The following is a 12,880-nucleotide window of genomic DNA, read 5'->3' as shown; positions in this document are numbered from 1 at the left end:
CGCTTCCGCTTTATTGCTCTACTTCGCTCTCCGGCGCAAACCGGCTTTTTCATCAATTCATAAGCCGCACTTTTTGTTTGACAAAAGATGTATATACAGCTTATAATATACACAGGATGTAATAATGACTTTTGAATGGGATGAAAATAAAGACCGCTTAAATCAAAAAAATCATGACGGAATTTCTTTTGGATATGCGGCCAGGGTTTTCCTAGATTCAAAAAGAATTGAAATGTTAGATGAAAATCATTCTGATGAATCTGAGGAAAGATACAATGTAATTGGATGTGTAGAACGTATATTATTTGTAGTTTACACAGAACGGGGAAGTGATAATATACGTATTATTTCTGCACGAAGAGCAACGCCTAAAGAGGAGAAATTGTATTATGAAAACTATGACATTAGATGAGTTAATTGGAAATCCGCTTACAGATAATGATAAAGTAATAATAAACACTGCAAAACCAATTGTTACAGAGGATTGCCCTGAAGTTACAGATGAACAGATGAAAAAATTCAAGCCTTGGTATGAAGTTCATCCAAACGGAAATGATATTTATAAAGTTTCCGTAAAGAAAACTTCTGTCAGTTTGCGGATAGATACTGATGTCCTTATGGCTTTGAAAAATATGGGCAAAGGCTATCAGACAAGAATAAATAATATCCTTAGGAAAGCTGTATTTGGATAATCAAAATCTTTCCCCTTTTTCCGTAAGCAAAATAAACGCATCAGACTTCCTTTTGAAATATACGGCGCATCTACTTCGTTACTGCGCACAAATTAATCCTCAACGTATCAAAGATACACCTGCGGTTAATTTGTGCTTGCGCCTCGTATCTACACCGTCTCTTTCAAAAGGCTGACGAAACAGCCCCATTATTCTGCGGGCAACCGCACCAAACAGTCTGATGCATTTACCTATAGCTTAGACAACGGTACAATATCGGGAGAGGTATTTTCACCTTCCATTGCCGAAAATTCGCTGAGCAGTTTTCGCCCCGATGAGGACATCCGCATCGGTATTTTTATGATCACCTTGAGATAGAGGTCTCCTGTTCTGCCGCTTGCAGCGGGGACTCCTTCCCCTCGTACACGGAGCGCATCGCCGTGCTGCGTACCGGCGGGGATTTTGACCGTCAGCCGCTTATCATTCAGCGATTTTACCGTTATTTCTCCTCCAAGCGCGGCTTGCGTCATGGAGATCGGAATTGCACAGTATAAATCGTTCCCGTGCCGCTCGAACAGGTTATGCGGCTTAATAAAGATGAATACGTAAAGATCGCCGTAATCACCGCCGCCCGAACCGGCGTTTCCCTGTTTGGGAATGGTGATACGCTTTCCTTCTTCGACACCGGCGGGAATCGTGATAATGATTTTTTGCTTTTTCCGTTCTAAGCCGGAACCGCCGCATTTTTTGCACGGGTTTTCGATAATGGTACCCACCCCGCCGCAGCGGCGGCAAGTGCTTGCAATGGAGAAAAAGCCGGTGTTCTGCCGTACCTGTCCCGTGCCTTTACAGTCGGGGCACATCTTCCTGCCGCCTCCACCTGCGCTGCCTGAACCCTTGCATTCCGAACAATGCTCATCGCGGGAATACTGTATTTCAATCTTCTTGCCGTATACGGCGTCGGTAAAATCGATCTGTAAGTCATAGCGGAGGTTTGCGCCCCGAGCGGGCCCACCGCTTCGAGAAGAACCGCGGCTTGAAGAACCGAAACCACCGAACCCTCCGAAGCTGCCGCCTCCGAATAAGCTTTCAAACAAGTCGGAAAGACCGCCGCCTCCGCCGAAGATGTCTTCAAAGCCTTGGAATGCGGATGGGTCAAACCCGCCGCCCATATTTTTAACACCGTCAAAACCGTACTGGTCATAGACGCTGCGTTTTTTATCGTCAATAAGTACTTCGTAGGCTTCAGTCGCCTCTTTAAATTTTTCTTCAGCTTCTTTATTTCCGGGGTTTTTATCGGGGTGATATTGAATTGCCAATTTACGGTAGGCTTTTTTTATTTCATCGGCAGTAGCGGTTTTTGCTATGCCTAATACCTCATAATAATCTCGTTGTGCCAAAATAAGCTCCTAGGGTAAGCACAGCAAACGATTTTTTAGTATATCCCGCAGAATCCTGTAGGCTGTTCAACCTTTCCTTTTAGAAATATGCGGGCATCTACTTCGTTATTCCACAAAAATTAGTCCTCAACGTGCAGAAGCACGACTGCGGGTAATTTTTGTTCATGCCTCGTATCTGCCTCACCTATTTCTAAAAGGCTAACGGAAAGTCTATTTTTAACAACAATAGTCTTTCCGTCTGCGTTTTGTTTTTATCTGTTTGCTGCATTTACCCTTATCTTAAAAAATATGCAGGCATCTGCCTCGCCTATTTCTAAAAGGCTAACGGAGAGACTATTTTTAGCCTCTCCGTCTGCGATTTGTTTTTATCCGTTTGCTGTGCTTACCCTTATTTTAAAAAAATTATGCGAAATTTTCAAGAAAATTTCGCATAAATAAAAGGAAAACATCTTTGTTATTTATCTTCGTCTTTTACGACTTCGTAGTCAACATCGTCGGCTGTTCCCTTGGTGGAACCGCTTTCGGATGCACCGCCGGCCGCGCCTGCTCCGGCAGCTCCTGCCGCACCGGCTTGAGCGCCCTGCTGCTTATACATTTCTTCGGCAATCTTATACGCAGCCTGCTGTAACGCTTCGGTCTTGGACTTGATGTCTGCGGTATCTCCGCCTTCAATCGCCTTCTTTAAGGCTGCAACCGCTTCTTCGATGCGCTGCTTGTCGGCGGCGTTCACCTTATCGCCCATTTCCTTCAAGGTCTTTTCGGTCTGGTAAATCATCGAGTCAGCTTCGTTGCGCACCTCAACCTTTTCGCGCTCTTTCTTGTCGTTTTCGGCATTGGCTTCCGCTTCTTTTACCATGCGGTCGATTTCGCTTTCGCTTAAGCCGCTGGAGCTTTCGATGCGGATGTGCTGCTCTTTACCGGTTCCGAGGTCTTTTGCGGAAACGTGCACGATACCGTTTGCGTCGATGTCGAACGTAACTTCAATCTGCGGTACACCGCGGGGAGCCGGAGGAATACCGACCAAGTCGAAGTTGCCGAGCGTCCGGTTCTGGCTTGCCATACCGCGTTCACCCTGCAATACATGGATGGAAACCGCAGTTTGTCCGTCGGCCGCAGTGGAGAATACCTGGCTCTTGCGCGTCGGGATGGTGGTGTTGCGGTTAATCAACGGAGTGAATACGCCGCCCATTGTTTCGATACCGAGCGAAAGCGGGGTAACGTCGAGCAACAACACGTCTTTGACATCGCCGCCCAAGATACCGCCCTGGATAGCTGCACCGACTGCAACCGCTTCGTCGGGGTTTACACCCTTGGAACCTTCTTTCCCGAAAATCTCTTTGATAATCTGCGCAACCTTAGGCATACGGGTTGAACCGCCGACCAACAGAATTTCGTCGATCTGACTTGCTTCAAGACCTGCATCCTTTAAGGCTTTGCGGCACGGTTCTTTGGTGCGCTCAAAAAGGTCGTCGGTCATCTGCTCGAACTTTGCACGGGTCAGCGTTTTCTGCAAGTGCTTGGGGCCGTTTGCATCGGCGGTGATAAACGGAAGGTTGATTCCCGTTTCCGCACGGCTGGAAAGTTCGATCTTTGCTTTTTCAGCCGCTTCACGGAGCCGCTGCAGTGCCATACGATCCTTTGAAAGGTCGATGCCCTGATCCGCCTTAAACTCTTTTTCGAGCCATTCTACAATGCGGTTATCAAAGTCGTCGCCGCCCAAGTGGGTGTCGCCGTTGGTGGATTTAACCTCGAATACGCCGTCGCCCAATTCCAAAATCGAAATATCAAAGGTACCGCCGCCGAGGTCGTATACCGCAATAATCTTCTCTTTCTTTGAATCCTTGTTAAAGCCGAATGCAAGAGAAGCAGCCGTCGGTTCGTTGATAATACGCTTTACATCCAATCCGGCGATTTTACCGGCATCCTTGGTTGCTTGGCGCTGTGCATCGTTAAAGTATGCAGGTACCGTGATAACCGCTTCGGTTACCGGTTCGCCCAAATAGTCTTCTGCCGTTTTCTTCATCTTCTGCAGAATAAAGGCTGAAATTTCCTGCGTTGAATATTTTTTGCCGTCTACTTCGATACGGACATCGTCTCCCTGCGGTACGATTTTATACGGAACCCGCTTTAATTCGTCGGTTAACTCGCTGTACCGACGGCCGATAAACCGCTTTACCGAGTAGATGGTACCTTCAGGATTGGTAATCATCTGGTTCTTTGCAGGCTGACCGACAATCCGTTCATCTTTTTTGAATGCAACGATCGACGGTGTGGTGCGTCCCCCTTCGGCATTTGCGATAACGACGGGCTCTCCGCCTTCCATAATCGCAACACAAGAGTTGGTTGTTCCTAAGTCAATTCCGATAATCTTTCCCATAATAAAGTCTCCTTATATTGTCCCGTGAGGGATCCTATCTTATAGTCTTTTACAGACTCCGAAACGTGTAATAAACGCGATCGGATGTCCGTTATTTTGTTTCCGCCGGAGCTGGCATCAATACCATAACCTTTGCCGGACGGAGAATCCGTTCCTTCAATTTATAGCCCTTTTGCAGTTCCGCTCCGACGGTCGGTTCCGTAACCTCCGCTGAAGGATTGGTTGCAACCGCTTCGTGGATGTCGGGGTTAAAAACCTTTCCCTGTACTTCGTAGTACTGCAGTCCGTACTTGGATTCCAGCAGCGTGAGTAAGCCGCTCCGGATCATCATAACGCCCTGCATAAAAGCGGCGGCGCTTTCTTCTCCGGCCTTTTTTCCCGCTTCGATTGCGCGGTCAAAGTCATCCAATATCTGCAGCAGGTCGGTAAGCAAATTGCTGTTTGCGTAATCGATTGCCTCCTGCTTTTCTTTTATCATGCGCTTGCGGTAATTGTCAAAATCCGCCGCCTTACGCAGATATTGATCCTGCAAGTCCCTGCATTTTACTTCAAGAGACGCGAGCTTTTCAGCATCGGACGGCTCTTTTTTTGCTTCCTGCGCGGCTTCTGCATGCTGAGCAGTTTGTCCGGCAGCTGCATTCCCAAGCTCTTGATTGCCGGTTTGCTGCTCCGATACAGTCTGCTGTTCGGCGCTTGCGCCGTCCTGCTCTACCGGCTGTGTTTCGCACTCCTGCTCATGTTTTTTTCCGTGTTTCTTTGTCATTACCTTCCTCAAAGTATCCGGCGTTATCTGCTTGCCAGCCGAACCGCCATCTGTGTTTCTCATTTGACAGATAAAAAATACTAACGGAATTGCAAATGGTCAAGATATTTTTTTTGCAGCGCTTGACATTTTTTGCTATTTTCGGTATAAATTTTTCCATAGTTATTTTTAACTTTCCCCTGTAGCTCAGTAGGCAGAGCAAGTGGCTGTTAACCACTGGGTCCGTGGTTCGAACCCGCGCGGGGGAGCGAAAAAAGCTCAAACGGTGATACTGTTTGAGCTTTTTTGTTTTTCTTGGATGTAACTGCGATGCTTCACTTTAAGTCATTACAAACAATATAAAGACTTAAAGTGAAACTCGTTATCAGCTTTGCCGATGCGGCATATCTAAGAATCAAGTAAAATTTTTAGATATGCCCGAATCCGTTTCCCGTTTCCGTCTTACTGTAACAGCTAGATAATCTCAAGGACGGGTTCACCCGCATCCGCTAGGCCGCCCGCTTTTTTATAAATACGGCCGATGGTTCCGGAACAGGGTGCGGTCATGTCGTTTTCCATCTTCATAGCCTCAAAAGTAAACAGCAAATCACCCTCTTTTACCGTATCGCCCGTTTTAACGGCCATTTTTGAAACGGTCCCGGCAACCGGTAGGCAAACCGTTTCCTTTACGGCTGCCGCAGTATTTCCGGCTGTATCGGGAACAGACGCTACGGTAGAATCCTTACCGGTAGGTCCACCGGCGGAGGCATTCACTGCAGTACCGGAAGCGCAGGCCTGTATCCCCGTGTTGCATAAAGCCTGCAAACTGCTTCGGATTTCTTCCAGTTTTTGATAAAAGGTTCGGTATTTTTGCTGCGCTTCCTCCATCGAAATACGGCAGAATTGGATAGTATCGTTTGACGCCATTTGGGCTAATTTGATAATATCTTCCTTAATTACCGTGCCGATTTTTGCATAGCCGCCGGTTGTTTGCCGGTCTGCCATCAAAATGATGGGCTTACCGTCCGCCGGGACTTGGATAGAGCCGATAACCGCCGCGTCGGAAATAATGTCCGCCTTGGTTTTATGTGCAACGGCTGTTCCTTCAAGGCGGATTCCCATACGGTCGGCATTTGCCGTAATCGTGTACGGGTGCCCGAAGAAATCGGATATGCCTTGTTCGGTAAAATAATCGTCCTGCGGCCCGAGACATACGGCTATATCATTGCTGTGGGGATAGATCGGGATAAAATGAGCGGGCAGCCGTTGCGGGCAGGTGCCTTGCCTGACGCAAATGGAAAGCTCATCGCCTGCCTGCAGCATTCTGCCCTGAAAACCGCCGATTTTCGATTTCATCAATGTGGATTTGCTACCGTTTACAAGCGGTACATCGATGGAGCCTGCAAATGCGATATAAGCACGGACTCCGCCCTTTACGCTGCCGAAACTGAGCACGTCGCCTTTTTTAACGGTAAAACTTTCCCAAACCGGTACCGGTACGCCGTTCAGCTTGGGGCTTACATTTGCACCGGCAATTCCGATCAGCATATCTTCTTGAAACTCAAGGGTTGGGCCGAGGTAGGTAATTTCGAGTACCGCTTCGTTCCGCTCGTTTCCCACTAAAAAGTTTGCAACCGACGCGGCAAATTCATCCATAACGCCGGCAACAGGGATTCCGAATTTCTGATATCCGATTCTGCCGAGATCTTGAACGGTTGTACAAGCACCCGGTCTTATCACTTTTATACTACACTTCATGCAAATCACCTCGTTTTACTGTTTGCATATTAATCCGATATGTTCCTTTTTCCACACTTTCTGCGATTGCCGCATATTCTTCCGGTGTAACGGAACGGTACCGGATATAATCGCCGGCTTGAATAAACACCGGAGGATTTTTATCGGCATCATAGAGCTTGAGCGGTGTCCGTCCGATAATTTGCCATCCGCCCGGCGACAAAGAGGGATAGATACCGGTTTGTGTTCCCGCAATACCGACGGAACCCGGCTGAATTTGCAGGCGCGGTGTTTTCAAACGCGGTGTTGCAAGCGTTTCGTCCATACCGCCTAAATAGGTAAAGCCGGGAATAAACCCCAACATATACACGAGATAATCGACACGTGTATGGCGCTTGATAACTTCTTCTTTAGACAGCTTGGTATGCTCCGCAACAAAATCGATATCGGGGCCGTATTCCCCGCCGTATAATGTCGGGATTTCGATAAGCGTAACCGTATCGCTTTCACTGCCGCTTTCGTCTATATTAAGCTGTTTCAGTCTGTCTGTCATATCGGAAAATGTCCATCGCAGCGGATCATACTGTAAAAGAATAGACCGGTACGTCGGCACAATTTCTACAATTCCTTCAATCCGCTGTTTTTCAATTTCTAAAATCGTTTTCCGAATCTTTGCATTGATTTCCTTTGAAATCTCATTTCCGAATTCAATCGTAATTGCCGTTTCCCCGCAGGGAAGATACTTTATCTCCGAATACGTATATAACTCCTTGTTGATTAGCCGGTGTCTTGTTACGCAAATAACTTAAGCAGCTGCTTTAAAGAAAGGATACCGATATATGCCGTCAATAACGTTACTACCCAGCCTAAAACAAAGAGGATGGTAGAATGTTTATACTCACCGACGATGTTCTTTTTCTTGCCGGCAATAAGGATTGTGGCCAAGGTAATAGGCAGGATTAATCCGTTCAAAGAACCTGCTAAAATAAGCAGAGTTGCAGGCCTTCCGATAAAGATAAAAATCAGCGTTGAAGCGACAATAAATCCGATAATAAAGAGATTTTCTTTTGCTTTGACCGGTGCAAAGAGCGTTTTTAAGAAAGAAACGCTGGTATATGCCGCTCCTACAACGGACGTTATCGCTGCTGCAAAGAAGACAATACCGAATATCTTATACCCTACCGTGCCTGCGGCAATCTTAAAGGCATCGGCGGCAGGCTTCCCTTTGTCCAACACATTTCCGGCACTTACTACACCGAGAACAGCTAAGAAAAGGAAGATACGGACGATTGAAGCAACCCCGATCCCTAAAAAAGCGGATTTATTCACTCTGCTCAAATTTTCTTGTCCGACAATTCCCGCATCGATTAAGCGATGACCGCCCGAAAAAATGATATATCCGCCGACGGTACCACCGATGAGGGTAATAATAGCCATAATGGAAAGGGTACTCGGCATTACCACTTCCTTAAGAGCTTGGCCTACAGGAGGAAGGGTTGTAAAAGTTACGTACCCGATAAGCAAAATCATTAAAGCGCCGAGTATCTGCGTTAATTTATCCATCAATTTGGAAGCTGATTTTACCGAGAATACCAGAATTCCGATTGCGCCGCCGATGCAGGCCGCCAATTTTAGGTCTATTCCGAATAAGACATTGAGTCCCAATGCAGCGCCGCCTACGTTACCGATATTAAACGCCAATCCGCCTAAGCAAATCAGAAAGGTGATAACGTATCCAAGACCGGGCAGCACCGCATTAGCGACATCTTGTCCTCTCATCTTGGAAACGGCAAGCACCCGCCACACGTTTAACTGTGCAACCAAAGACATCAGCAAAGAAACGACAATGACAAAGGCAAAAGAAGCTTTTAGGTCTTGCGTAAATTGTGCGGTTTGCGTCATAAATCCGGGACCGATTGCCGAGGTAGCCATTAAAAATGCCGCCCCCAACAAAACTGAAATAGTATTCTTTTCTTTCATACTAACACTCCTCATATTATTAAGCAGTTGAGGCTGCCGAAAAAGTAACCGACTTTTACGACATCCCCAACTCCCCTATTCATTACTTCAACCATTTTACGAGGGGCTGTACCTCGATGCCGGCCTCGATAAGAGCCTTCTTTATCCGCGCCGTAAACTCGATTGCTTTCGGGTTATCGCCGTGTACGCAGATCGAATCGGCGTTTATCGAAATTTCTTCGCCGCTTACCGCCGTTACTTTTTTCTCTTTTACCATTTTGATAACGCGCGCAATCGCCGTGTCGGTATCCTTTACGAATGCGCCGGGCAATTTCCGGTTTACCAAGCTGCCGTCGGCATTGTATCCGCGGTCGGCGAATACTTCTTCAGCAACCCGTAAGCCCCGCCGCTTTGCTTCCTGAGCCATGTAGCTGCCGCTTAAAATCATTACGATGAGATTTTTATCATAGGCTGCTATACCGTCGAGTACCGCATCGGCAAGTTCCTTGTTATTTGCCGTATCGTTGTAAAAACCTCCGTGCAGCTTCATATGCTGAAGCGTAACACCGTGCACCTTTGCAAAAGCCGATAATGCACCCACTTGGTACAGCATATAATTTTTAGCTTCCTCAGGCGTTATCACCATTTTTCGCCGCCCGAATCCGAGTAAATCGGGATATCCCGGATGGGCTCCTACCGCAACGTTCAACTCTTTTGCCATTTTGACCGTAGCATCCATGATGAGCGGATCGCCCGCATGCCAGCCGCAGGCAAGATTGATACTTGTTACCTGCTGCATAATTTCATCATCCAAACCCAGTTTATAAGCACCGAAACCTTCGCCTATATCGCTATTCAAGTCTACACAGAATTTCATAGCTACCTCCGGTTTAAATTATAATAGAGAAAAATTTATTTTGTCAATCTTTTATTCGTGCATGTCAGAGACAATAGATCTGTTCAGAAAGATCAGTTTCCGGACAGGTCTAATATATCAGGCTGTTTTTTGAGCTTTCGAATGTCTGCGCCCGTAATGCGGGTTTACCTGCGCCAAAAGGCGGGTACGCATAAGATAACGATGGTGTACAATTCCAAACGGCCTGCCAGCATAGAAAAAGAGAACACAACCTTTGCCCAATGCGGAAAGAACGAAAAGTCCCCGCCGCTGCCGACTCTGCCGAATGCAGCGCCGATATTACCGACCAATGTAAGTGCTGCCGTTATGTCGGTAAGGAGATCCGCGCCGGTTAAGGCAGCCGTCAAAAATGTTACTAATAGGCATACAAAATAGACGAACATAAAACCGGCAACACTGTATACAACGTCTTTCCGTCCCGGGCGGCGGTTGAGCTGGATACTGAACACGCCGTGAGGATGCAAAAGTCGCTGCATTTCGTTTAAGGCTTGCTTGCGTAAAATAACCCAACGGATCACTTTAATACCGCCCGCCGTCGAACCGGAGCATCCGCCGATAAACATCAGTAAAAAGAGGAGTGCTTGAGCAAAAGCCGGCCATGCACAGTAGTTTACCGTAGAAAATCCGGTGGTTGTCATAATCGATGCAACATGAAAAAAACTGTGGCGGAAGGCGGCAGCTGCGCCGTATATCGGCACAAGCACCGCCGCAATGCCGATCCCTGCACAAAGAGCAATGCGGATATAGGCTCGTAATTCGGAATTCCTAAAAAATTCTTCGGGTTTCCCGGTAAAAAGGTGAAAATAAAGACTGAAATTGATGCCCGCCAAAAACATGAACACCGTACAGATAATTTCAATTGCCGCCGAATTATAGTGCCCGATACTGTTGTTTTGAGTGGAAAAGCCCCCGGTACCAAGGGTTGAAAAACTATGGCACATTGCCTCTAAAAAAGGCATATCGGCAAGGCATAGCAGCAGGATTTGCAATACCGTCATGCCTAAATAAATAAACCAGAGCGCCTTCGCCGTATGCGTAATCTTTGCCGTTACCTTTCCTTTGTCAGGGCCGCTTGTCTCACTTTTTATCAGCTGAAAACCGCCGACTCCGAGCAATGGGAATAGTGCGACAGTCAAAGCAACAATCCCCATGCCGCCGAGCCAGTGCATTTGGGTACGCCATACCCGCAGCGCCATCGGATAGCTTTCGATGTTCTGCAAGGCGCTTGCACCGGTTGTCGTAAATCCCGAAACCGATTCAAAAAACGCATCACTGAAATGCGGCACAAGTCCCGAAAGCATAAACGGAACCGCCCCCAGTAAACCGGCGCCGAGCCACGCTGCGCTTACCAACAGAATGCCCTCGCGTACGGTAAGCCTAATCGGTTGCCGCTTAGTTTTGATAAACAGCAGAAACGTTATAGGCCACAGAATCGCCATCGGTATAAAAAATGCCGACAGCATATCCCATTCATGCAGATAGACGGCAACGGCAACCGGAATTAAAAAAGTTCCGGCAACAATCGAAAGAATCATAAAGATGATGGTTAAACATTGGAGAAATTTCATTTTTTACCGGCAAAATACTTAATAACTTCGTCGCTTTGCGCAACCTGTACGATAACGGCCAGTTTATCATCTGCTTCGAGGATGGTATTTCCGTCGGGAATGCGGCAGCCTGTTTCGTTCGTGATAAGCAGCACAAGGAACACCCCGTGCATCGCAATATCCCTTAGGCTTTTTTCTACCGCTTCGGAATGTTCTGAAATGATGATTTCGACTATTTCAAGCTCGCCGGCGCCCATCGTATGAATACGGGTAAGATGCTTGCCGCCCAAATGGCTCATAATAACGTCAACCGTAACGTCTTTTAACGGAATCGCAACATCCACGCCGATTTTATAGGCAACATTCGACATAACGGAGCTTTGCACAAGCGCAATGGTTTTGGGGATTCCGAGCGTTTTAAGATACGCAGAGGTAATCATGTTCAATTCGTAGTTTTGCGTCGCATTGATGACAAGATCGAAGGAATTAAGCGCAATTTCTTCTATAAATGCTTCGTCGGTAACATCGCCGCTGTAAATACGCGCTTCCGGATATTCCTCCGCCGCATGTTTTGCAAGGGCGCTGTCTTTGTCGATAATGGCGACTTCCCAACGGGACTTGGTACGAAGGCCGAACAGGCGTTTAAACATGCCGAACGAATGCTTTTCGATAAGACTTGCAGCGACCCGCTTCCCGACTTTCCCGATACCCACCAAGGCAATTTTCTTGATGGGTTTAACCGTAAAACCTGCAAGCGCATAAAACCGTTCGATATAGTTCGGCAGCGTCAGCACCGAAATCCGCATACCGGCATGGAGTATCGTACCGCCTGAAGGGATGACGGTTTTAGTTTCATCCTCTACGGCAACAACGACAAAGGGAGCATCGGCAGTAACACTGCGGATATTCTGCAGCGTCATCCCATCCAACTTGCTGCCAGCGCCGATGGTAAAACAGGTAAGCTGATACGGAGAATCTTCAAAAGCGATAATATCGCTCACCGCTCCGTGTTCAACCGCATTGATAATTGCGAGAGCGGCTTCTTGGTCGGGATGCACCAAAAAATCAATACCCAGCGTGCGCTCCTTTCCGGTATTCAGCGACGCGACATAGTTTTCGTTTCTGACACGGGCGATTTTCAGCACCTTAGGAGCAAGGGATTCGGCAACGCCGCAGATAATCATATTCAGCTCGTCGCTGTCCGTAAGCGTAACCAGTGCATCCGCCCGCTGGATATACGCGTCGGTTAAAACCTTGGGGTCGTTACCGCTCGCCTCCGTTACGGTACAGTCCAACCGGTTCGCGGCATGGCGGGCGGTTTCTTTATTTTGTTCGATAAGTACGACATTATGTTTTTTTGCAATCAATCTTCGGGCAAGCTCAACTCCCGTTACGCCTGCACCAATAATAATGACAGTCATTGCAAAGTATACTAGCACAAAAGCACCGGCATGGACAGGGGCGAGGATAATTCATAATTCATAATTCATAATTCATAATTAAGAATTGCCGTTTTTCAGTTTTGTGCGTA

11 protein-coding genes and 1 tRNA gene are annotated in these 12,880 nt (G+C 47.3%); 3 read left to right on the top strand and 9 right to left on the bottom strand.

The window, feature by feature from the left end; genetic code table 11:
- Window positions 1–124: 124 nt before the first annotated feature.
- Both HMPREF1222_RS09415 and HMPREF1222_RS09410 read left to right on the top strand, forming a co-directional pair.
- A complete protein-coding gene (locus HMPREF1222_RS09415; protein WP_016519198.1) occupies window positions 125–412 on the top strand; it encodes a BrnT family toxin in 288 nt (95 codons plus the stop codon).
- Window positions 390–692, top strand: a complete 303-nt coding sequence (locus tag HMPREF1222_RS09410; RefSeq protein ID WP_006188890.1) for a BrnA antitoxin family protein — start codon at window positions 390–392, stop codon at window positions 690–692. Before HMPREF1222_RS09415 ends, HMPREF1222_RS09410 begins: the two co-directional genes overlap by 23 nt.
- A gap of 230 nt (window positions 693–922) precedes the next feature.
- On the opposite strand, the gene dnaJ is transcribed toward HMPREF1222_RS09410, so the two are convergent.
- The 3 genes from dnaJ to HMPREF1222_RS09395 form a co-directional block, all read right to left on the bottom strand.
- The gene (gene dnaJ, locus HMPREF1222_RS09405; RefSeq protein ID WP_016519197.1) at window positions 923–2,071 is read right to left on the bottom strand and encodes a molecular chaperone DnaJ; all 1,149 of its coding nucleotides are present in this window, start codon (window positions 2,069–2,071) and stop codon (window positions 923–925) included.
- 454 nt (window positions 2,072–2,525) lie between these two features.
- Window positions 2,526–4,448, bottom strand: coding sequence for a molecular chaperone DnaK (gene dnaK / locus HMPREF1222_RS09400; RefSeq protein ID WP_016519196.1), 1,923 nt, complete (start codon window positions 4,446–4,448; stop codon window positions 2,526–2,528).
- Window positions 4,449–4,539: 91 nt separating this feature from the next.
- Window positions 4,540–5,211 carry a nucleotide exchange factor GrpE gene (locus HMPREF1222_RS09395; protein WP_016519195.1) on the bottom strand — a complete coding sequence of 224 codons (672 nt, stop codon included), beginning with the start codon at window positions 5,209–5,211 and terminating at the stop codon, window positions 4,540–4,542.
- A 175-nt stretch (window positions 5,212–5,386) separates the two neighbouring features.
- Between HMPREF1222_RS09395 and HMPREF1222_RS09385 the strand changes: the two genes are divergently transcribed.
- Window positions 5,387–5,459, top strand: a tRNA-Asn gene (locus HMPREF1222_RS09385).
- Window positions 5,460–5,664: 205 nt separating this feature from the next.
- Here the strand turns inward: HMPREF1222_RS09385 and HMPREF1222_RS09380 are convergent.
- From HMPREF1222_RS09380 to trkA, 6 genes are all read right to left on the bottom strand, one after another.
- On the bottom strand, window positions 5,665–6,948 hold the full coding sequence (locus HMPREF1222_RS09380) for a 5-oxoprolinase/urea amidolyase family protein (RefSeq protein WP_016519194.1): 1,284 nt from the start codon (window positions 6,946–6,948) through the stop codon (window positions 5,665–5,667).
- Entirely contained in the window at window positions 6,938–7,675 is a 738-nt protein-coding gene (pxpB, locus tag HMPREF1222_RS09375; RefSeq protein ID WP_196799961.1) for a 5-oxoprolinase subunit PxpB, read from the bottom strand. Before pxpB ends, HMPREF1222_RS09380 begins: the two co-directional genes overlap by 11 nt.
- Before the next feature lie 44 nt (window positions 7,676–7,719).
- Window positions 7,720–8,907, bottom strand: a complete 1,188-nt coding sequence (locus tag HMPREF1222_RS09370) for an NRAMP family divalent metal transporter (RefSeq protein ID WP_016519192.1) — start codon at window positions 8,905–8,907, stop codon at window positions 7,720–7,722.
- A gap of 82 nt (window positions 8,908–8,989) precedes the next feature.
- Window positions 8,990–9,763, bottom strand: coding sequence for a LamB/YcsF family protein (locus HMPREF1222_RS09365; RefSeq protein WP_016519191.1), 774 nt, complete (start codon window positions 9,761–9,763; stop codon window positions 8,990–8,992).
- Between the two features lie 164 nt (window positions 9,764–9,927).
- The gene (locus HMPREF1222_RS09360) at window positions 9,928–11,370 is read right to left on the bottom strand and encodes a TrkH family potassium uptake protein (RefSeq protein WP_016519190.1); all 1,443 of its coding nucleotides are present in this window, start codon (window positions 11,368–11,370) and stop codon (window positions 9,928–9,930) included.
- A complete protein-coding gene (gene trkA, locus HMPREF1222_RS09355) occupies window positions 11,367–12,770 on the bottom strand; it encodes a Trk system potassium transporter TrkA (RefSeq protein WP_016519189.1) in 1,404 nt (467 codons plus the stop codon). Before trkA ends, HMPREF1222_RS09360 begins: the two co-directional genes overlap by 4 nt.
- Between the last annotated feature and the right edge of the window lie 110 nt (window positions 12,771–12,880).

The organism is Treponema vincentii F0403 (genome assembly GCF_000412995.1).
GTDB classification, from domain to species: Bacteria; Spirochaetota; Spirochaetia; order Treponematales; family Treponemataceae; genus Treponema; species Treponema vincentii.
The sequence above is the reverse complement of the archived record's forward strand: the minus strand, read 5'-3'. Positions and strand labels throughout refer to the sequence as shown.